The sequence below is a fragment of the Desulfotomaculum sp. genome, from assembly GCF_982386235.1.
Window position 1 is genome coordinate 48309 of record NZ_CEVWQM010000018.1, and the last position, 21453, is coordinate 69761.

General features: G+C 45.5%; 20 protein-coding genes. 17 read left to right on the top strand and 3 right to left on the bottom strand.

The annotated features are described in order from the left end of the window. The first annotated feature begins 101 nt into the window (after positions 1-101). The 5 genes from AC1U9Z_RS11740 (at position 102) to AC1U9Z_RS11760 (ending at position 6010) form a co-directional block, all read left to right on the top strand. On the top strand, positions 102-1058 hold the full coding sequence (locus tag AC1U9Z_RS11740) for a thiamine pyrophosphate-dependent dehydrogenase E1 component subunit alpha (protein ID WP_333531901.1): 957 nt from the start codon (positions 102-104) through the stop codon (positions 1056-1058). Between the two features lie 24 nt (positions 1059-1082). Then, entirely contained in the window at positions 1083-2060 is a 978-nt protein-coding gene (locus AC1U9Z_RS11745; RefSeq protein ID WP_333531900.1) for an alpha-ketoacid dehydrogenase subunit beta, read from the top strand. A gap of 125 nt (positions 2061-2185) precedes the next feature. After that, complete coding sequence (locus AC1U9Z_RS11750; protein WP_333531899.1) at positions 2186-3745, top strand: spore germination protein; 1560 nt, start codon at positions 2186-2188, stop codon at positions 3743-3745. Beyond that, complete coding sequence (locus tag AC1U9Z_RS11755; protein WP_333531898.1) at positions 3742-4926, top strand: Ger(x)C family spore germination protein; 1185 nt, start codon at positions 3742-3744, stop codon at positions 4924-4926. Before AC1U9Z_RS11750 ends, AC1U9Z_RS11755 begins: the two co-directional genes overlap by 4 nt. Continuing rightward, the gene (locus AC1U9Z_RS11760) at positions 4919-6010 is read left to right on the top strand and encodes a GerAB/ArcD/ProY family transporter (protein ID WP_333531897.1); all 1092 of its coding nucleotides are present in this window, start codon (positions 4919-4921) and stop codon (positions 6008-6010) included. The genes AC1U9Z_RS11755 and AC1U9Z_RS11760 overlap by 8 nt, the downstream gene beginning before the upstream one ends. A gap of 17 nt (positions 6011-6027) precedes the next feature. Here the strand turns inward: AC1U9Z_RS11760 and AC1U9Z_RS11765 are convergent, their stop codons facing one another. Both AC1U9Z_RS11765 and AC1U9Z_RS11770 read right to left on the bottom strand, forming a co-directional pair. Next, positions 6028-7131 carry an NAD(P)/FAD-dependent oxidoreductase gene (locus AC1U9Z_RS11765; RefSeq protein WP_333531896.1) on the bottom strand — a complete coding sequence of 368 codons (1104 nt, stop codon included), beginning with the start codon at positions 7129-7131 and terminating at the stop codon, positions 6028-6030. A gap of 195 nt (positions 7132-7326) precedes the next feature. Then, positions 7327-8421, bottom strand: coding sequence for an ABC transporter substrate-binding protein (locus AC1U9Z_RS11770; protein WP_333531895.1), 1095 nt, complete (start codon positions 8419-8421; stop codon positions 7327-7329). Positions 8422-8577: 156 nt separating this feature from the next. Here AC1U9Z_RS11770 and AC1U9Z_RS11775 point away from each other — a divergent pair, with 156 nt between their 5' ends. Then, positions 8578-9036, top strand: coding sequence for a TIGR04086 family membrane protein (locus AC1U9Z_RS11775; RefSeq protein WP_333531894.1), 459 nt, complete (start codon positions 8578-8580; stop codon positions 9034-9036). A gap of 139 nt (positions 9037-9175) precedes the next feature. Here the strand turns inward: AC1U9Z_RS11775 and AC1U9Z_RS11780 are convergent, their stop codons facing one another. After that, entirely contained in the window at positions 9176-9340 is a 165-nt protein-coding gene (locus tag AC1U9Z_RS11780; protein ID WP_333531893.1) for a hypothetical protein, read from the bottom strand. A gap of 521 nt (positions 9341-9861) precedes the next feature. On the opposite strand from AC1U9Z_RS11780, the gene AC1U9Z_RS11785 reads away from it, so the two are divergent. The 11 genes from AC1U9Z_RS11785 to mrdA all read left to right on the top strand — a co-directional run bounded on the left by AC1U9Z_RS11785 (position 9862) and on the right by mrdA (position 21405). Then, complete coding sequence (locus AC1U9Z_RS11785) at positions 9862-12501, top strand: valine--tRNA ligase (RefSeq protein ID WP_333531892.1); 2640 nt, start codon at positions 9862-9864, stop codon at positions 12499-12501. Between the two features lie 138 nt (positions 12502-12639). Further along, entirely contained in the window at positions 12640-12867 is a 228-nt protein-coding gene (locus tag AC1U9Z_RS11790; RefSeq protein WP_333531891.1) for a type II toxin-antitoxin system HicB family antitoxin, read from the top strand. Positions 12868-12979: 112 nt separating this feature from the next. After that, positions 12980-14287 carry a bifunctional folylpolyglutamate synthase/dihydrofolate synthase gene (locus AC1U9Z_RS11795; protein WP_333531890.1) on the top strand — a complete coding sequence of 436 codons (1308 nt, stop codon included), beginning with the start codon at positions 12980-12982 and terminating at the stop codon, positions 14285-14287. 280 nt (positions 14288-14567) lie between these two features. Further along, on the top strand, positions 14568-15200 hold the full coding sequence (locus tag AC1U9Z_RS11800) for a redox-sensing transcriptional repressor Rex (protein WP_333531889.1): 633 nt from the start codon (positions 14568-14570) through the stop codon (positions 15198-15200). 158 nt (positions 15201-15358) lie between these two features. Beyond that, positions 15359-15604: a DUF4321 domain-containing protein gene (locus AC1U9Z_RS11805; protein WP_333531888.1), complete on the top strand. Its 246-nt coding sequence runs from the start codon at positions 15359-15361 to the stop codon at positions 15602-15604. A gap of 21 nt (positions 15605-15625) precedes the next feature. Beyond that, a complete protein-coding gene (locus AC1U9Z_RS11810) occupies positions 15626-16201 on the top strand; it encodes a Maf family protein (protein WP_333531887.1) in 576 nt (191 codons plus the stop codon). Next, on the top strand, positions 16198-16881 hold the full coding sequence (gene radC, locus AC1U9Z_RS11815; RefSeq protein ID WP_333531886.1) for a RadC family protein: 684 nt from the start codon (positions 16198-16200) through the stop codon (positions 16879-16881). The genes AC1U9Z_RS11810 and radC overlap by 4 nt, the downstream gene beginning before the upstream one ends. 33 nt (positions 16882-16914) lie before the next feature. Continuing rightward, complete coding sequence (locus AC1U9Z_RS11820; protein WP_333531885.1) at positions 16915-17946, top strand: rod shape-determining protein; 1032 nt, start codon at positions 16915-16917, stop codon at positions 17944-17946. Between the two features lie 16 nt (positions 17947-17962). After that, positions 17963-18823: a rod shape-determining protein MreC gene (mreC, locus tag AC1U9Z_RS11825; protein ID WP_333531884.1), complete on the top strand. Its 861-nt coding sequence runs from the start codon at positions 17963-17965 to the stop codon at positions 18821-18823. Further along, positions 18824-19324: a rod shape-determining protein MreD gene (gene mreD / locus AC1U9Z_RS11830; RefSeq protein ID WP_333531883.1), complete on the top strand. Its 501-nt coding sequence runs from the start codon at positions 18824-18826 to the stop codon at positions 19322-19324. A 101-nt stretch (positions 19325-19425) separates the two neighbouring features. Continuing rightward, positions 19426-21405 carry a penicillin-binding protein 2 gene (mrdA, locus tag AC1U9Z_RS11835; protein ID WP_333531882.1) on the top strand — a complete coding sequence of 660 codons (1980 nt, stop codon included), beginning with the start codon at positions 19426-19428 and terminating at the stop codon, positions 21403-21405. Positions 21406-21453 lie beyond the last annotated feature (48 nt).

Genomic DNA, 21453 nt, shown 5'->3' on the forward strand with positions numbered 1-21453 from the left:
CAAAAAAAGCGGACGGCGGATGGCTATATTTCTTTTTTTAACAAAGGACTTCTCCAATGAGCATGGAATATTTAGGTAAAACCTAGGAGGTGATCTAGCTCGTGGAGAATTTGAATCAGGTTAAATTGCTGGAAACCATGCTGCTAATTCGTAAGTTTGAAGAAAAGCTGGAGGATTTAAGCAAAGAGTATGGCAAGCTGCACGGTATGATGATCGTTTGTACGGGTCAGGAAGCAGTGGCAGCGGGTGTCAGTGCAGCATTGGAGCCGCAGGATGTAATTATTAGCAATCACCGCAGTCATGGGCATCTAATAGCGAAAGGGGCCTTACCAAATCTTATCATGGCTGAGATCTATGGCAAACGTACTGGGTATAACAAAGGTAAAAGCGGCACCTTGCACATTGCAGCTCCGGAGGTCAATGCCCTCTGCACCACCACCGTGGTAGGAGGAGGTATCCCCATTGCCGTGGGGACAGCCTTTGCGGCCCAATATGAAAAGAAGGACTTTGTCACGGTGTGTTATTTTGGCAACGGAGCATCGGATGAAGGTAGTTTTCATGAGGCCCTCAATTTAGCTGCCTTATGGAATCTGCCTGTGATTTTTGTTTGTGAAAATAATATATATTCCGGCGCCCAGCGGCTGGAAGAACACACCAGACTAAAAGATCTGGCTGACCGTGCCATAGCCTACGGTATGCCATCCCAGGTGGTGGATGGTAATGACGTATTAAAGGTGCATCAAGCCACAGCAGAGGCACGACAAAAGTGTTTGTCTGGGCAGGGTCCCATCCTCATTGAATGTAAAACCTATCGCTGGGGGGGCCATAGCACCACCGATTTTCAGTCATACCAGCCAAAGGAAGAAATTGAACAATGGAAACAACGTTGTCCCATCGAACTGTTAAAAAATACACTGCTGGGAACAGGCCAGTTAACAGAGGCAGTTTGGCAGCAGATCAATGAGGAAGCGACCAAACAGGTAGAACAGGCTGTACAGTTTGCCGAGGAAAGTCCCTGGCCGGATGTTACCGAGGCTTTGGAAGACGTATTTGCCTAGGGTAATAGAAAGGGGGATTGTAAAATGCAACAGATAACAATGGGTGAAGCTGTCAATCAGGCCTTACGGGAAGAGATGCGTCGGGATGAGCAGGTTTTTATTGCCGGAGAAGGTGTGGGTGTGGGAATTCATAGCAATCCGAAGTTTCCCACCTTTGGGTTATTAGAGGAATTTGGAGCCCGCCGGGTAAAGGATACTCCCGTGTCCGAGGCAGCTATTGCCGGTCTTGCGGTGGGAGCCTCGGTGATGGGACTGCGCCCGGTGGTGGAGATTATGTTTAATCCCTTTTTTACCATTGCAGCGGATCAAATCGTCAACCACGCAGCCAAGCTGCGTTATTTATCCGGTGGTAAGAGTAAATTTCCTTTGGTAGTGCGTATGAAGAGTGGCTCCGGTATTGGTGCCGGCTGCCAGCATTCCCATAACCTAGAAGCTTGGTTGGCCCACTGCCCTGGGCTTAAGGTGGTAATGCCCAGCACCCCGGCAGATGCCAAGGGACTGTTAAAGTCTGCCATTCGGGATGATAATCCGGTTATTTTTATTGAAGACATGATCCTCTATTTTGTACCTGGTCCTGTACCAGAGGAGGATTACCAAATCCCCATCGGGGTAGCGGATGTTAAAAAGCCTGGGCGGGATGTTACCCTGGTAACCTGGTCCAAGATGTTAGGGACCGCTTTTAAGGCTGCGGCTCAGTTGGAGCAAGAGGGTATCAGTGTGGAGATTGTAGACCTGAGAACGCTGGTTCCCTTAGATGAAGAGGCCATTTTAAAGTCCGTGGCCAAAACCGGTCGCCTGGTAGTGTTGCATGAAGCCACCCGTACAGGTGGGTTTGGTGGGGAAATTGCTGCCCTGGTGGCAGAAAAGGCCTTTGTACAGTTAAAAGCACCCATTAAAAGAATTGCCGCCCCGGATATACCCGTACCCTACAGTAAGCCCTTGGAGGAGTTTTACTTGCCTAATGAAAAAATGGTCATAGAGGGTATCAAAGCCCTTTTATAGCAAAGCCTTTTTATAATAATAAGGGGGAGTGTCGGAAGCGACACCCCTTTTATTTTTGGCAAATATACATAAAATTGCCAAAATGTCGCACAATAAAACATAAGCTATGGCGATGAGGTATGACGATGCTGAAGAGGTATTTGAAAAACTTTGTGGTTGAAAAAATCATGGAATCAGGCAACCAGCCTCAGCGGCCAAAGGCTCCTGTGGCACCCGATTTAAATAGGGTTATGGATGCCCTGCGGCAGCGCTTTGGCAGTACGGGGGATTTGGTGCTGCGTAAAATCCTGGCTGGGAATGGTACTATACCGGTCTTAGTGGTTTATCTGGAGAATATGGCCGACCCAAAAACTATTAATGAATCGATTATTGCCAAACTTCAAGAGGCGCCGGTTGCACTTTTGGCTAACAGCAAAATTTTGGCCCATGCAGTGTTGCCGGTATCAAAGGTTGTCCTTACAGGTGATTTGGTAAAGGCCGTTGACGGTATTCTCTATGGGAAAACCGCGATCTTTTTGTCTGGGTCCGATCGGGCCATCGTGGCTGAGACCAGCGGTTGGGAAAAAAGAAGTATCCAACCGCCAGAGACGGAGACAAATATACAAGGACCCCAAGAAGGCTTTGTGGAAGCCATTTCAGTCAACATAACCCAGATAAGAAGAAGGATCCGGGATAGTCAGTTGCGTTTTGATAACTTACATTTGGGAACGAGAACCAATACGGCTCTATCGGTGGCCTATATCGAAGGGTTGGCTGATCCTGGCATTGTGGCAGAGGTGAAAAAGAGAGTACAGGCCATTCGAATCGATGGCATTCAGTCAGCCCAAAGTGTGATGGAGTTTATCAAAGATCAGCGTTTAACACCTTTTTCCACCCTGCTGAAAACCGAAAGACCAGCCAAAGTGGTGGCCTGTCTATTAGAAGGCAGGGTGGCAATTTTTGTGGATGGTACTCCCTTTGTTATCGTGGCACCGGTTACCTTTGCCATGATGTTACAAGAAGGGGACGACTATTATTTTAGTTTTTACTTTGGTTCCTTTTTGCGTTGGTTAACACTCTTTGCCTTTACCGCTACGTTGGTTTTACCTTCTTTATATACTGCCATCACCACGCACCATTGGGAAATGATGCCTACCCCTTTGGCCCTGAGCATCGCCGGCAGCCGGGAGGGCGTTCCTTTTCCACTCCTGGTGGAAGTATTGGCCATGGAATTAACCTTTGAATTGCTGCGCGAAGCGGGGGTACGTCTGCCTAAGGCAGTGGGTCCGGCCGTCAGTATTGCCGGGGCATTGGTGATTGGTCAGGCCGCCGTGCAGGCAGGGTTAATTTCACCTGTGGTGGTCGTCCTGGTGGCCTTCACTGGTATCGCTTCCTTTGCCATACCCAGTTATGATGCCACGCTGGCTTTCCGGCTGCTGCGGTTTCCCTTAATCATCCTTTCTTTTGCCATAGGAATCCTTGGGTTGGTGGCGGGGTTAATTGTCATCTGGGCCCATATGGCCTCTCTCACCTCCTTTGGCGTCCCTTACCTGGCCCCCTTTACCCCAGTGCAGGTTAAGGATTTAAAGGATACCTTATTCCGTGTCCCGACCTGGGCCATGGTGACCCGGCCTCAAACGATACCTTCCCTGGATCCGGACCGCTTAGGGAAGGTCCAAAGCCATCAGGAGGAAGATGAAAGGTGAGCCGGCCACGGTTTTTAACTTTGCTGCTGATTGTCAGTCTATTGCTGGGTGGTTGTACCGAGCGACGGGAAATGAATGAAACAAATTTTGTTTTGGGTGCCTTGTTTGACTACGATGCAGAAAAAGATAAATATGAAATGTATACCCAAGTAGCGGTAAGTGAGGCTTTTAGTAAAATGCAGTCGGGAGGCCAGCTGCAGGAAACCTATCTCATATATAGAGGTGAAGCAGATACCGTCTATGGTGCAGTGCGGGATGCTGCTAGAAATTCCGCTAGACGACTGTTTTGGTCCCATTGTGATGTTTATGTCATGGGAAAGGATTTAGCCCAAAAGGGTATCTTGCCCTTTCTTGATTTTGCCCATAGGGATCATGAACTGAGATCAACGGCTTATATCTTTGTCAGTGATATACCGCGGGAAAAACTCCTTTCCATAAAGGATGGGCAGGAAAAGGTGCCCCTAATGGCACTAAAAAGGTTGGTGCTGTTAGGGCCCAAAAGACATGGTGAGACTATTCCCAAGCGGGTCATTGAGGTTTGGAAGGACCAGTCCATGGAAAATCCTGTCTACTTAGTTCCCATGTTAAGCATGAAGCAACCGGAAACCCGGGCCGTGGAAGAAAAAACGAAATTTGAAATGGCGGGTGCAGCGGTATTTCGGGAGGATAAAATGGTGGGCAGACTCTCGCCCCAGGAAACCAGAGGGTACCTATTTGTCTCTGGTCAAATAAAAAATGCTGTATTTCCCCTGCAAGTCCACGGGAAAAAAATCGCTGTAGAATTGATCGGCTCCAAAGCAAAAATTATACCGCACATTGAGGACGGCAATGTTGCCTTTCGCATAGAAGTAAAGCCTCAATTTAACTTTGGAGAAAATGATCAGCCGCTAAATTTAGAAAATCAAGCCTTTGATAAAGCCGCGGAAAATGCTTTTAATGGGGCAGTGGAGCAGGAGATTAGGAAAAGCATCGAGCAGGCCCAACAACTGAAAGCGGATTATTTTAATTTAGCCCGGGAGGTACAATTGGCTGATAACAAACTTTGGCAGCAGATACGGAATCAATGGGCCGAAGAGATATTCCCTGATCTGTCCATAGAGGTAATGGTACAATCCCAGTTGCTGCGAACGGGCTTACTCATTGAGACCAATCTGAAGGGTGGCAGGGCTGAAGGTGAATAACAAAATCAGTGCGAAGCAGGCAGGATTCTTGGTGGTCACCTGTATTTTAGCAACGGTGGATGTATTTATTCCCTCCGAGGTAGCCCAAAGGGCTGGCAGGGATGCTTGGTTGTCGGTGCTCATTGCCGTGGTTATTGGCTATAGTATGTTTCGCCTGACCCTAATGCTTTGTTCCCTGTTTCCCAACCATACATTGGCGGGATTCAATCGCTTGCTGCTGGGAAAATATCTGGGTGGTGTAGTTACCATGATCTATATTTTAGCCTTTCTAGTTATTTCTACTATTGCCTTGGTGGAATTTGCGATTATTATTCCCACAGCCTTTAAGCCAGGTAGTTCCATTTATTTATGGGATTTTACACTGCTTTTACCAGCTCTGTATGTGGCTTCCCTGGGTATTTCCATACCGGCCCGCATGAATGAGCTGCTTTTGCCTCTGGGGTTGCTAATTCTATTGATCGTGGTGGTTTTTAATATACCTTATATTAATCTCAAAGAATATCTGCCAGTGCTGGCAAACGGCTATCTGCCTCCCTTGGTTGGGGCCTATACCATGGGGGGGAAATTAGGCCATTCGCTTTTGTATTTTGTCATCTTCCCCCTAATTGAGCATAAGGATAAGTTAATTGCGCTGGGTAATAAACTTACTCCTTTGTTAATACTGGCCCTATGGGCAGGAACACTGGCTATAGCAATTTTTGGGCCAGCATTAACAGGTATGATGATATTCCCCGCCCTAGAAATGATTCGTAACATTGATATAGGATTTATCACCCGGCTGGATGCCCTGATGATGATGGTTTGGTATATGGGTTTTTTAATTTTTATTGCAGCTTTTAGCTATGGGGCTGCGGTTCTAACGAGGGATTTATTTAATTTAAAAGGCTATCGGCTCGTCCTTTGGTTTTATGGCCTAGTTATTCTCGTAATAGCAAATTTCAGGATTATCAATGTCCCATTAATAAGGACCATGTTTTTAAACCCGTTATCCAGCATGGTCTACATCTTGGCACTGGTGATACCTTTATTGCTCTTAATCGTTGCCAAGCTGCGTGGTTACCCTAAAGAAGTTGGTGAATCCTAGCTCCTCTTCTTATTTTTTCAGGATTTTGGAGGAAGGATGCTTTTCTGACGCAGGGTTGTTGAATCACGGATCAATTCTAAGACATCCCCGGCAATCCGCAGCACAGGAATATTGCTGTGATAGTTAATATGTCTAATAACTGGAAAGGTTATCGTGGCAATCAAATGATCATAGTCGTTGTTATGCATGGTATTTAAAATTTCCCGAATGCGCACAGAGCGTCTCATTTCCTTGTCCAACTCAGCTGCAGTTTTTGGAAAAGAAGCTTTTTTGGCAATGGCCCTGCCGGCCAGCACACCACTCCGTAAGGCTGATACTGTGCCAAAGCCCAGGAAGGACTCCATAAAGCCCCCGGCAACACCAATCAAAATAATATTTCGCACTTGATGAGGATAAACGGTTCCAGACGCGTGTTCCAGCATAAAGTTCTCTTCTATTTGGTAATTTAGTTTTTCTTTTTTGAGAAAGGTCCTCCAATGGCGTTCCATTTCCTGGGCTGTGGCATTGGCATGAATAAGCACTAAGCTCGCTCTAGTGCGGCTAAAGGCTGTTAAATAGGCATAGGCCCCCAGGGCATAATCCGTATTCACCCACATGATCAATTCTTGGGGATTAAAGTCACCCGTTATAATGGCCCCCCGAACTAAAGAAATAAAGTTTTCTGTCCAAATGCCCAGGGTAGCAGGAACCTGCCGATGGCCGGTTGCTACCACCACGTAGTCATATTCCTTAGCCAGTTCCGAATGATCAGCCCGGCAATTGAAATTGATCGGGCTTTTTAATTTGTTGGCCAGCTGTGTTTCTAGGGAACGTTCACCCTGGCCCCGTTCTAAAAAATAGCCAAAATTTCTAGACTTTACGACTTTTTTTGCATTTGGGGAGTTCATGGTTAACTTCTTCCATGTGTTCAGGGGATGGATATCGATATGATAATCCTTTTTTAGCCAGTACAATTGGTTAGGTACTGGGCGATTCATCAGTTGAAGAAGCCCCGCCACATGAGGAAAAGGTTCACCGACGCGGGGGCGCTCTTCAAAAATATCCGGGTAAATGCCATGGTGTTCCAATTCATGGGCACAAGCCAGCCCAGAAACGCCGGCACCAATGATGGCAACTTTCATCAGGGACACCTCCTTATTAGCCATCAGCCATCAGCTATGCCATCCTAAGCGATAGCCAAGGCTCTTTTGCATCATTGAAAGGTAAGATCCAAGATCCCCCGCTATCGCTTAGGATGATAAGGGATTTTCATCCTTCTGTAGCTGCCGCCTGATGGCTATTATTCTTCCCCGCGGTGATCCGATTATGAAGGAAACTTACTTAAAATCCAGACTCTTCACCTTTTCCCACCAGGTTTTTTCCTTTTTTAGTTCCGGTGGAATATATTCTACGGTTTTAGCAGCATGCTTAGCCAACGTATTATTGACGCCATCCTTAAACTCCACAGGATTCGTCATTTCTCCGGAGTGGCTGACATAGGTTTTTAAATTTTCATAGTCTTTTTCTAAGGTTAAGGGGTTTTTTGCCCACATGCCTTGCTTTTTATATTCTTGAATAATTATGGTAATAACTTCTTTATCCAACTCTGGGAAGTAGGGGGAGACGATTTGGGCTGCTTCTTCCGGCTTATGATAGTCCAGCCAGAGCATGCCCTTGCAGAGACCGTTTACTAGTTTCTGGCAAGCTTGAGCGTTGTTTTTTAAATAGTTCCCGGAGGCCAGAAAAACCAGCGATGGGATGGGTGCAACAGCATCACCTAAAAAGGTGGCCAAATTTCCAGTTTGCCTTTGTAAAGTTTGCTGGGCTAGGGGCTGGGGCATTTGCACAAAATGTCCTACCCCTGCGGCAAAGGCACCTTCCTTTAGATCAGAGGGTAGGTTTTGGATAATGATTACTTGATGCTGTAGGGTCAATTTATTTTGTCTTAGTGCTTCCTCCAAAACGATATTGGATTGGCTATCCGGGGCATCCCCCAGAATGCTTTTTCGTTTGACATTCTGCCAGGAAAAATTCGTTGCATCCTGGCGAGATATCAGGTAGGTCCCTTCCCTTTGAGCCACTGTGGCAAAGGCTATCCGGTCTGCCCCGGTACCCAGGGGACGGGTAAAGACACCTTGGCACAGGTCGCTTAAAAGAACAGCACCGTTACTCTGTTCAACAAAGGAATTTTCAGAAGAAGTCGCCAGCTTAGAGGTGGTTATCTCTAAATCTTGTTCCTGATAAAAGCCCTGAGCCAGGGCGATATAGTGGGGCAAGGCCAGCAGGGTGCGTTCGTTTTCCACTATTTTGATCTGATCGGGTCCCTTTGATTCCAGTTGGTATAACAGAAATTCTTTCATACCAAAGGTGCCCAACCCGGCCACCGCCAGCAGCAATAGGAGTAATAATAACCCTTTCCAACGTTTTCTCATTAAAAAGCACCTCCCAAAGCAAATCCACTAATATTTTATTTGGTGAATGAAAAAAAAGACCAGATTATACCTTTCTAAGCATATTTTTGAAGAAGCAACATAAATATTCTATAAGAATAAAAATAAAGAATAAAACTAAAAGGAGGCTTTAGCAGCATGGGTAAATTTACCTTTGTGCAGTGGCATAAGCACGGACTAAAGGGAGACAAGCCCTTTAAAAGAGGTGCTGTGGGGACAGGCCTGGTGAGAGCCTTTGGGGTTACCTTTGCAGTGGTGGTTATGATGGGTTTTGTAGTGGCTGTGACCCGTCAAACAGTCTACAATTTCTCCTGGCTCACGCTGCTCACGGTATTTGCCGCGGCAACCATTGGCGGAGGCAGTGCGGGCGCTGCTGCTGGCATTCGGGGCTGGCAGCATGGGGGTGCAACAGGCTTGATTTACGGTTTGTTTTTTGTGGTGGTAGGATTTTTTACGGGTATACCAATTTTTGATCCAGTCCTCATCACCACCGCCATGACTATCTTAGGCAGCATCGGGGGAATCATTGGTGTAAACCTTCCTTCTGCCAGGAAAGCAGTGCTCAAACGGAGATACTTGGGAAATTTTAATCGGTAATTTTAGCTATTAGCTAAAGGCTAACAGTCAAAAGCGAACGGTTAATAAAGGAAAAAGGTGTCTGAATTTCAGTTCACTAAACTGAAATTCAGACACCTTTACTTGGCAAATAAAATGTGAAATCGTTCACTAGATACACCTATCTTTGTGGGTATTTTTCCAAAATAATTTCCATGACTTGCTTTTGCTTAGGAGAATTTTTAATTTCTTGAATTCTCTCAGCCATGTAGTAAGGGTTTTCCATCATTTTTGCCATAACATCCTTGGTCATTGGTTCGGTACTTTGGGTTCTTTGCGTAAACAATGTTTGGCTCCCCCCTTTTTTAAGAATATCTTTACTATACACCATTTTGTGAAGTTTTGCACTACCCTGGCATATAGTCGAAATATAAAATAAATACTGAAGGTTTTATTTTCTTAGGAAACCAGGTTTTGTTGACATGGGGTACAAAAATCATTAAACTATAGCATAGGCAAAGTCGAAGAAGGGGAGTTCCTGGATTATTTTGAGCCTAGAGAGGAAGATTCATGGCTGCAAGATCTTCTGCCCAAAAACCAAGGATGTCGCCCCAGAGACGCCAATCTGAAGCAATAGTAGGTTTGGCCGGGTGGCCCGTTATAGCCCAAGAGTTGTCAGCACAGATTTTTTGTGGTGGAAACAAGGTGGTATCGCGGAAGCTTACTTCCGTCCTTGATTGGACGGGAGTTTTTTTATTAACTTTTAGGATATTCCCTTAGGGTCAGCCCATGGCCTTAAAAGGGCAAAGTAAGAAATGAATAGGAAGAAGACCGTTAGCCTGAGGAATAAAAAAGGAGCGATAAAAGTTGACAGAAAACAATATCCCAACGGTTTATAATCCCAAAGAGGTAGAAACAAAATGGTACCGTCACTGGGAAGCAAGTAAATATTTTCATGCTGAAGTGGAAAAGGATAAAACCCCCTTTTGCATTGTTATGCCACCCCCAAATGTCACGGGTCAACTTCATATGGGGCACGCCCTGGATAATACTTTACAAGATATATTAACCCGCTGGCGCAGAATGCAGGGCTATAACGCTCTGTGGGTTCCCGGCACGGACCATGCAGGCATTGCTACCCAGGCTAAAGTGGAAGAACAACTAGCTAAGGAAGGACAATCCAAATATGATTTAGGCCGGGAGAAATTCCTCAAGCGGGTATGGGATTGGAAGGAGCAGTATGGCAATCGCATTACCTCTCAACTGCGCCATTTAGGGGCATCCTGTGATTGGGATCGTGAACGCTTTACCATGGATGAGGGCTGTTCCAAAGCGGTGCTGGAGGTTTTTGTCCGCCTCTTCGAACAAGGCCTAATTTATAGGGATTATTACATTACTAACTGGTGTTCCCATTGCCAGACCACCATTTCGGATATCGAAGTGGAACACCAGGACAAGCACGGTCAGCTTTATTACATTAAGTATCCGTCCAAGGAGAACGCCGCTGAGTATATTCTTGTGGCCACTACCAGGCCGGAAACCATGTTGGGTGACGTAGCTGTGGCGGTAAACCCGGAGGATGATCGTTATCTGCATTTGGTGGGCAAAACACTGGTACTACCCATCATGGGTCGTGAATTGCCAGTTATCGCTGATGCCTATTGTGACCCCACCTTTGGTACGGGTGCGGTTAAGATGACACCGGCCCATGATCCCAATGACTTTGAAATAGGTCGCCGGCACGGGTTGCCTGAAATTATCGTCATTGACAAACATGGCAAAATGAATGAACAGGCCGGCAAATACCAGGGGCTAGATCGCTTTGAATGCCGTAAGCAAATTGTGCGTGATTTGGAGGCCATGGGTGCCTTGGTAAAGGTAGAGGATATCAGCCATGCTGTTGGCCACTGCTACCGCTGTAACACTGCCATTGAACCGGCCCTTTCGAAACAGTGGTTTGTCAAGATGAAACCTTTGGCTGAGCCAGCCATTGAAGCAGTAATCGATGGTCGCATTAAATTTATACCGGAGCGTTTTACTAAGATTTACTTAAATTGGATGGAAAACATCCGTGACTGGTGTATCTCCCGTCAGTTGTGGTGGGGTCACCGCATCCCAGTCTACTACTGCCAAGACTGTGATGAAATGGTAGCTTCCATTACCCAGGTAACCTCCTGTGGTAAGTGCGGCGGTAAGGTTGAGCAGGATACCGATGTTCTGGATACCTGGTTTTCCTCAGCCCTGTGGCCCTTCTCTACCTTGGGTTGGCCGGACAAAACGCCGGAGTTGGAGCATTTTTACCCCACATCTGTGTTAGTAACCGGGCGAGACATTATTTTCTTCTGGGTGGCTCGGATGATTTTTTCAGGCTTAAGAAACATGGATCAGGAGCCCTTTAAAGAGGTATTTATCCACGGTCTGGTATTGGATTCCCTGGGCCGCAAAATGAGTAAATCCTTGGGCAATGGCGTTGACCCACTGGATGTCATTGATAGTCACGGCGCCGACTCCTTGAGGTTTATGCTGATTACTGGTAACACCCCCGGCAACGACCTGCGTTTCCACTTCGAAAGATTGGACGGCGCACGTAATTTTGCCAATAAACTTTGGAATGCCTCCCGCTTTGTGATGATGAATTTGGCAGATTATGATGCTAAGGCTAAAGGGAGTCCGTACACCCTGGCCGATCGTTGGATACTCAGTCGTCTACAGGGAACCACCCAAGAAGTTACCGATTTCCTGGAACGCTACGAACTGGGTGAGGCAGCCAGGGTGCTTTACGAATTCATCTGGAGCAGCTTCTGTGACTGGTACATTGAACTGGTAAAACCCCGTTTGTTTGGCAAAACCACACCAGAAGACCGGGTAACAGCCCAACAAGTACTGGTTCAGGTGTTAAGACAAACCCTGGAACTGTTGCATCCCTTTATGCCCTTTATTACCGAGGAAATCTGGCAAAAACTACCCCATCAGGGTGAAACCATTATGCTAGCCCCCTGGCCCGAGGCCCAGGGAGCCCTGCAAGACCAAACGGCCGAGGCGGAAATGGCTGTGCTAATTGAAGTTATTACCGCCATCCGACGTATCCGTGGGGAGATGAATGTACCACCGGGTAAAAAAGCAGAGGCATTTTTAGTGGCGGCAGAGGAAAGCTACCGTAGTATTTTGGAGAGGAATACTGCTTACATTCAAGGGTCCGCCAATACCATGGCCAAGGTCGTGAGCCAATTGCCTGTCAAACCCGATCAGTCGGCAAGTGCTGTAACCCGTGGGGTGGAAATCTTTGTGCCTCTCAAAGGGCTGATTGACCTGGATAAAGAAATAGCCCGTTTAAATAAGGAATTAAAGAGCGTACAAGGTGATTTAGCCAGAGTACAAGGCAAACTAAATAACCAGGGTTTCTTAGCCAAAGCCCCGGCGGAAGTTATCGAGAAAGAAAAGGCCAAAGAACAGGAGCTAACCATCAAGGCAGAAGCTCTCAAAGATCGATTAGCTATGCTAAGCTAATCGGTATTCCTATTGGGTCTGCCCTGGGCCAGGTGCTGTGAGCCATGGGTTAAGAACATGGCTCATGGCCAGAGGGCTAATGTGACAGGTTCCTGAAGGAAGCAAATTCACGGTCTTATGCAAATGGAGGAGAATATAATGGCTTTACGGTTTGAGGAACTTTTAAGCCCGTTGCCCAAAGGTGGCTTAGAGGGTGAAATAAAAGTAGGAATTCGTATCCAGGTACATGAAGATCCAGATGATGGCGGCTATTATGCGGTAACTCCAGATGTGCCTGGCTGTGCCTCCCGGGGAACCACAATGGAAGAAGCAGTGGAGAATTTTAAGGAAGCCATCCGATTTTTCCTCATTGAAAATGCACATTGAATCCATGGGGGATTTCTAATCGGGTTGGCCATGGACCAAAGGTTAAAAAAGGGCCAAGGCCCATGGCCTAACAGCGGGTGCCTTAAAAATGTAGGATTGAGGAGCTAATTCAGTGACTTACGACGATGCAATCGAGTACTTAAAAAACCTGACAAAGTTCGGCATGAACCTGGGCTTGGCCCGTATTGAAGAATTACTTAGGCGTTTGGGAAATCCTCAGAACAGATTAAATATTATTCATGTTGGGGGGACCAATGGCAAAGGGTCTACCACGGCTATGATCGCCAATATTCTTACAAGCGCTGGCTACAAAACCGGCATGTTTAGTTCTCCCCACTTGCACCACTACAGTGAAAGGTTTATGATCAATGGACAGCCTATAACATCAGAAAAATTGGTGGCGTTAATCGAAGTTGTTAAACCTGAGTTAACTAGGATGGTGCAGGAAGGATTTGAACATCCCACTGAGTTTGAAGTGAGTACGGCATTGGCTTTGCTCTATTTTGCCAATGAAGAAACGGATTTTGTGGTACTGGAAGTGGGATTAGGCGGTGCCATTGACTCCACCAACATAGTCAAGCCGAGGGTTGCTGTAATTACCAATGTGGCAATGGACCATATGGATTACCTGGGTGACACCTTGGCGGAAATCGCCAGAGTTAAGGCTGGTATTATCAAACCGGATGTGCCGATTGTTACTGCCGCTGAGGCTGAACCGCTGGAGATTATCCGTCAGGTGGCATGGAGTAATCATTGTCAGTTAATACAAATTGGTAGAGACGTGACATGGTCACAGGTTCAGCGGGAGCTAAAACAGGATTTTCAAACCTTTATCATTAACGGACAACAAAATACATATCAAGTAAAGCTTCCTTTACTGGGGGCTCACCAACAAATTAATGCAGCCACCGCAGTGGCAGCAGTGGAAATGCTTGGCACAGAAAAGGATCATAGCATACCTGACACTGCCATAATAAATGGCTTAAGAACCGTAAAATGGCCGGGCCGCCTGGAGATTGTTCAGAATAACCCCACTGTTTTACTGGATGGTGCCCATAACCATGCCGGGGCCCTCGCTTTGAAAAGGGCTTTACGAGACTATTTTCCTAACCGAAAAATTGTATTTGTTTTAGGTATGTTGGCAGATAAAGAGCGTTCCAAGGTGGTAGCAGAACTGGCACCACTGGCTAAGGCAGTGGTGGTAACACGCTCCAATAATCCAAGAGCAGGGGACTGGACGAAGTTAGCGGATGATGCCCGCACCTATTTAGATGAGGTAGCGGTGGTTGAAGCTGTTGAGGAGGCCATTCAAAAGGCATTGGCTCAGATAAAAGAGAATGATGTACTGTGTATAACAGGTTCATTATATATGGTGGCAGAGGCAAGGTCCTTGCTAAAGAATTTACGATCATTAAAGTGATTCTAGTGCAAACAATAACAATAATAATGTGCAAAAAAACTAGAAAATTGTCACAAAAAAGATAAATATAAATAATGTTGTCAAGTTGTGTCACAAGATAGAATATTATAAGTCATAAAGGCGATTTAAATATACTATTTTTGCGGAAAACTTGTCACAGTATTCACAAATACTCTTTGCAACGGACCCATTTTACTACTATAATATTATTATGGGAATAAATAAGTTGTAGTAAAATAAAATAAAAGGATTATCTTTTATATAAAAGGGAGGGGCCCTGGTGAAAGCACTCAAGATCCCAGAAGCAACAATTACTAGATTGTCAATATATTCGAGATTTTTAAAGAGATTAGATAAAAAGGGTATCACAACTGTATCCTCTGGGGATATAGCCGAAGGCGTTGGTGTTAGTCCTGCCCAAGTTCGTAAGGATTTGGCCTATTTCGGGGAGTTTGGCACCAGGGGAGTTGGCTATAACGTTAAAGACTTAATTCGCTACACAGTAAAGATTCTCGGCTTATCCGATCCTTGGAGCCTAGTGATGGTCGGGGCTGGTAATTTGGGCTCCGCTCTGGTTACCTACAAGGAGTTTAAAGACAGAGGTTTTTCGATCGTCGGGGTTTTTGATAATGACCTTACCAAAATTGGCAAAAGGATTGCTGATATGGAGGTACTTCCCCTTGAGGAATTACCCAAAGTGGTTAAGGAAAGTAATGTCAGGATTGGTATTATTGCCGTACCTTCTAAGGCAGCCCAGGATATTGCTGATTTTATGGTAAAATCAGGTTTAGAGGCACTGTTAAACTTTGCACCCATTTCTTTGAACGTACCGGATGAGATAGAAGTCCGCAACGTAGACCTTTCAGTTAAACTGGAAATTTTAACCTTTAACTTGGCTCTAAAAGAAAAGTAAGATGGTAAGAGGTGGGGAAACAAACCCACCTCTTTTACATACTTATCATCAACTGGGGGACAACTAATCTAAATGTAATTTGCTTGTCATATATTAGGGTCAATGATAAACTTAATAGAAGTAATATCAACTTCTATATAGGTGAAAAGGTGGGAAAAATGAGAACGGGCAAGAGAACAGGAACCCTTATTGTACTATTGCTGGCTGGGGCCATTGCCGGTAGTGCATTGGGCCATGTAATAGCCTCATATATACCGGTGTTGGGCAACTTTACGTCCATCGGCCTTAAACATACAAGCATTAACCTTTATTTTCTTGAACTATCCTTTGGTTTAACGATGTCTTTGGGGCCAATAACGGCTCTTGGTTTGCTTTTTGGCTTTCTAGCCTATCGAAGATTATAAAAAATCATAGGGGTGTCCTTTGTGCGGCAAATTATTCTTGCATCTGCATCACCCAGGAGACAGGAACTACTCAAAAATCTGGGATTAGCATTTGAGGTACAAGTTAGTGACGTAGATGAAACCTTGGAAGAAAGTGTTCTACCAGCCCAAATGGTTGAGAAACTGGCTGAGCGCAAAGCAGCAGCCGTAGCCGTAGAACGCAACCAGGGTCTGATTATTGGTGCAGATACCCTTGTTGTTTTGGAAAACAAACCTCTGGGCAAACCAGCAAACGCTGAAGAAGCCGTACAAATGTTAAATAGCCTACAGGGAAGAAGTCACGAAGTCTTTACTGGTTTAGCCGTCATCGATGCTGCTACCGGTCAAAGTGTTGTAACACATCAAGTTACGGCAGTTCGTTTTAAACCCCTCACAATGGAACAAATTAAGCGTTATGTAGAAACTCGAGAACCCATGGACAAGGCGGGTGGTTACGCTGTCCAGGGTTTGGCATCTATTTTTATTGACAGCATTCGTGGTTGCTACTTTAGTGTTGTAGGTTTGCCTGTGTCAAAACTGGCAGACTCATTACGAATGTTTGGAGTCGAAATTATATGACATATCCAATTATGCGGGAGTTACCCCCGGAATTGCGCCCTAGGGAGCGTATGTTAAAGGAGGGTGCCGGAAGTCTCTCGGATATTGATTTGTTGGCTATCCTGTTGCGCACCGGAACAACAAAGGTTTCCGTGGTGGAGCTGGCAGCCGAAATATTCAGTCGCTTTAAAGATTTGCGAGCACTTTCACAGGCCACCATTGAGGAACTTAGTCAAATAAAGGGTGTGGGGCCTGTTAAGGCTGTTCAAGTAAAGGCTGCTTTAGAACTGGGCCGCCGTTTGGCAGCCATGCCTGGGGAAGAACGTACCGTTATTAGGTGCCCGGAAGATGTTTGTGCCTTGTTAATGGAAGATCTTAGAAACTTAGATCGGGAACATTTTCTTGCCCTGCTGCTAAACACTAAAAATCAGGTTCTAGCTAGAGAAACTATCTCCATTGGAACCTTGAATTCCTCGGTGGTGCATCCTCGGGAACTATTCAAGATGGCCATCCGTCGCAGTGCTGCCTGTATGATTTTAGTGCATAATCACCCCAGTGGGGATCCGACTCCTAGCAGGGAGGATATTGCTTTAACCAAAAGATTGATAGAAGCGGGAGAAATTATCGGAATTGATGTCCTAGACCACATTGTTATTGGAGATAATAAATTTACTAGTTTAAAGTCTAAGGGTTTAGTTTAATAAGCCTACTTAGCTATTTAAGGAGGAAAATTCATGAGACTTGGTATGTTTTCCAAGGATATGGGAATAGATTTGGGAACCGCAAATTCATTGGTTTATTTAAAGGGGAAAGGAATTGTCCTTCGAGAACCCTCGGTTGTTGCCATTACGAGAGAAACTGGACAAGTACTGGCTGTGGGAGAAGAAGCAAAGAGAATGATTGGTCGAACCCCTGGCAACATTGTTGCCATCCGCCCCATGAAAGATGGTGTTATTGCGGACTTTGACGTAACCCAAAGCATGATCAAATATTTCATTAACAAAGCGCTCAGGAGCCGTTCCTTTATCGTTAAACCCAGGGTAGTAATAAGTGTTCCCTCTGGGGTAACTGCTGTTGAAGAAAGGGCTGTTCGTGAAGCTGCTTTACAAGCAGGTGCCAGGGAAGCTTATCTTATTGAAGAACCGATGGCTGCGGCCATCGGCTCTGGATTGCCTGTCCATGAGCCCACCGGCAATATGATTGTTGACATTGGCGGTGGTACCACAGAGGTTGCGGTGATATCCCTTGGCGGCATTGTTACCAGCCGCTCCATTCGGGTGGCCGGGGATGAAATGGATGATGCCATTATTCAGCACGTAAAAAGAACCTATAATTTAATGATTGGTGAGCGTACATCTGAGCAGATTAAAATAAACATTGGTACTGCTTATCCGCTGGAAGAGGAAGAAACAGAAGAGATTAGGGGACGTGATCTGGTAACTGGATTACCCAAAACCTTGCAAATTACTTCCAGCGAAATTTACAAGGCTCTATCTGAACCAGTGGCTTCCATCCTGGAGGCTGTTAAGGTTACCTTGGAAAAAACCCCCCCGGAATTGGCTGCTGACATTATGGATCGTGGTATTGTCATGGCTGGTGGTGGTTCCCTGTTGCGGGGGCTGGATCGATTGATTAGCGATCAGACAGGTATGCCGGTGCATATGGCCGAAGAACCTCTTTTGGCCGTGGCCTATGGGTCTGGCCGGGTATTGGAAAACATAGATGTTTTAAGACGAGTATTAATTCAACCCAAGAAGTTGGCTTAGAGGGGTGTGAGTTGTTTTGCCCCGGAATGTATCATATAAAAATTTCATATTTCTAGCCCTATTAATTGGCATAATCCTAATAGTTATGCGTTTTACTAACGTAGGGCGTGTTCAAGTATCACCAATGGAATCAGCCATAAAAGATGGTCTGGCCCCGGTGCAGGGTCTTTTGATGGGGGTCTCTAAGAATTTGCGGAACGGCTTTGATTCCATTTCTTCACTGGGTAAATTATCTGAGGAGAACAAGGCATTAAAGGATGAGGTAGCTAACCTGCAAGGGCAATTGTATTTGCAGGAAGAATTAAAACAAGAAAATGCCCGTCTGAAAGATTTATTACAGTATCAGGATCAATTTAAAAGTAATTTTAACTTTAAAGTAGCTGCGGTGATTGGCCGTGACCCGGGTAACTGGTTTGGGATGGTTACCTTAAACCAAGGGAGTAAAAATGGGATAGCTAAAAATATGCCAGTGGTAACATCCTTAGGTCTGGTTGGTAGGGTGGTGGCGGTTTCCCCCAATACTTCTCAGTTAATGTTAATTACCGATCCCCACAGTGGTGTAGGTGCCATGGTCCAAGATTCTAGGATACCGGGGGTTTTGGAAGGAATCACCTCAGGTGGTGGTGAAGCCAGGTTAATTCATGTACCAAAGGATACGGACTTAACCGAAGGGCAAGCCATTGTCACATCTGGTATTGGAGGAACTTTTCCTAAGGGATTGCCTGTGGGAAGAATAGTGGGTGTCTCTAATGAGCCCACGGGGTTATTTAGAACAGCAACGGTGGTGCCCTTCGCCGATCTACATCGTTTGGAGGAAGTACTAATTATTACCACCATATATAATCCGGAAATTCTTCCTGCAACGGAAGGTGATTAATTGCGTGCGTTAGTTTTATTTTTATTAATAATTACGGCCTTACTTTTACAGTCAACGGTTTTTACTTATCTCCAAGTTGCAGGGGTTAAACCGGACTTGTTGTTGATGTTGGTTGTTTTTAATGGCTTCCTTCGGGGTTCCCGGGAGGGGGCTTTTTTGGGTTTTTTAGCTGGCTTGGCCCAGGATATATTTACCGGAAATTACATTGGGCTAAATGCTCTCACCAAGATGGCTGCCGGTTATTTGGTTGGTCTGGCAGAGGCCCGATTTTTTAAAGAAAGCGCGATTCTGGTATCATTATTTACCATGTTCGTGGGTGTGGCAAATCAGGTGCTTTATTACCTGCTGTTATATTACCTCCATGTGGAGGTTTCTCCCTACTACGCCGTGATTCAAGTTATCATTCCTTCGGCTATCTATACAGGCTTGCTGGTACCACTGAGTTACTGGAAATTTTATAGTTCCAACGAAGAGGGCTGGCTCAGGCAAAGAGATTACTAACCCCGGCGCATGGCCAAAAGCCATATCCAAAAACAATCTTAATTAAGCTAAAAGCCAGAAGCTGACGGCTGATGGCTGACGCTAAAAAGGAGGAGTTGTCGATGGAAAGAAAGATTATTGAAAAAAAGACCCGGATACTCCTCTATCTTGTAATAGGGGTTTTCTTGATCCTGATCAGCCGTTTAGCCTATATGCAGCTTATTGACACGGAACGCTATGAGACTTATTCGAAACAAAACCATATGAAATTAAATCCCATCGTAGCTCCTAGAGGAGAGATCTATGATCGTAAGGGGATTAAGCTTGTAGGCAATAAGCCAGTTTATACGGTTTCATTGGTCTATCTGGGTCTCAAGGATACCGATCAGGTGGTTAACCGAATTGCCGGTATTTTGGAGATAGATCCAAAGGAAATAATGAAAAAACTGAACGATCAAAAATTTAAATTGTATCAACCCGTTCGTTTAGCCACAGATATTCCACTGGAAACAGTTTCCACCTTGGAGGAACAGCGACTGGATTTACCAGGGGTTGTTATTGATGTGGAGCCTGTTAGAAGTTACCCTTTCCAAGCAATGCTTTCTCATGTACTGGGCTATGTGCAGGAGATTAAGCAGGAACAACTAGAAAAAAACCCTGACAAAGGCTATCGGCTTGGTGATATGTATGGCCAGGAGGGACTGGAAAACTCCTTTGAAGCCTACCTAAAAGGGATTGATGGTGCCAGACAGGTAGAAGTGGATGCCCAGGCTAGACCTGTGCGGGATTTGGGTGTCAAGGAACCGATACCCGGTAACAATCTGCGCCTGACCATTGATGCCGAGGTACAGCAGGCCGCTGAAGAGGCTTTGGAAAGACAGGTTTTAGCCATGCGTAAACTTGGCCATGAGGCCACAGGAGGAGCCACGGTGGCCATCGATGTAAGGACCGGAGCGATTCGAGCGATGGCAAGTTATCCCACCTATGAACCATCGATTTGGATAAAAGGCTTAAGCCAAACCCAATGGCAGGATCTCCAAAAAAGCGGTGCCTTGCCCAACCGAACACTGCAGGTTTATGCGCCTGGTTCAACATTTAAAATGGTTGTGGCTGCAGCAGCACTGGACACGGGAAAAATTACTCCCAGCTTTACCATCTCGGACCCGGGTTATTATGCCTTTGCCAATACCATCATTAAGGATTCCAGCCCAGGCGGACATGGCCAAGTGGAAATTTTAGAAGCGATTCAAATGTCTTGCAATACATTCTTTATTACCCTGGGGCATCGTTTTTTAGGAGTCGATTTAATTGCCAAGTATGCACACATGTTTGGCTTTGGAGAGCTAACCGGGATTGAGATACCGGGTGAATTAAAGGGTACAGTACCAACACCGGATTATAAGTATAAGAGAAATAAGGCTTATTTGGATGCGATCTATGAGCCTAAATTTAAGGCAGTGGAGGATAAATATAAACCTTTGCTGGAGAATGCCAAGATAGCCGAAGAAAAGAAGAGTTTAGAAGAAGCAAAGAAAAAAGAAATACAGAAAATAAAAAATGATTATGATCAATATACCTGGGATCTTAATTGGCAAGTTTACGATACATTAAATATGTCCATTGGTCAGGGTTATAATTCTTATACACCTTTGCAATTGGCAAATTATACGGCAATGCTGGCAAATGGTGGCGTTAGATGGAAGCCCTATTTGGTAGAGAAGATTATATCCCCCGAAGGCGAGGTGCTGGAAGAATTCCAGCCCACAAAGGTTGATGAGGTGTCCATAAAGCCAGAGGTCTTTAAGGTAATTCAAGAAGGAATGAGGTTAGTTGCCGCAAGCGGTACGGCGGCTGGCACATTTAAAAACTTTCCGGTTCCTGTGGCCGCCAAAACCGGGACGGCACAGGTTACAGGCCGGGATGATCACGGACTTTTTGTTGGCTATGCCCCCTTTGATAAACCGGAAATAGCCGTGGCAACGGTAATCGATTATGGCGGCCACGGTGGTACCGCTTCCGCTCCAGTAGCTAGGGATATTTTTGCTGCCTATTTCGGGGTCGATACTACTCCTACACCGTCAGTGGTTTACAGTGTGGATTAATTGCCAATTTGTCTAATTATCACAGAATATCGGGGCTTATGGCCCCTT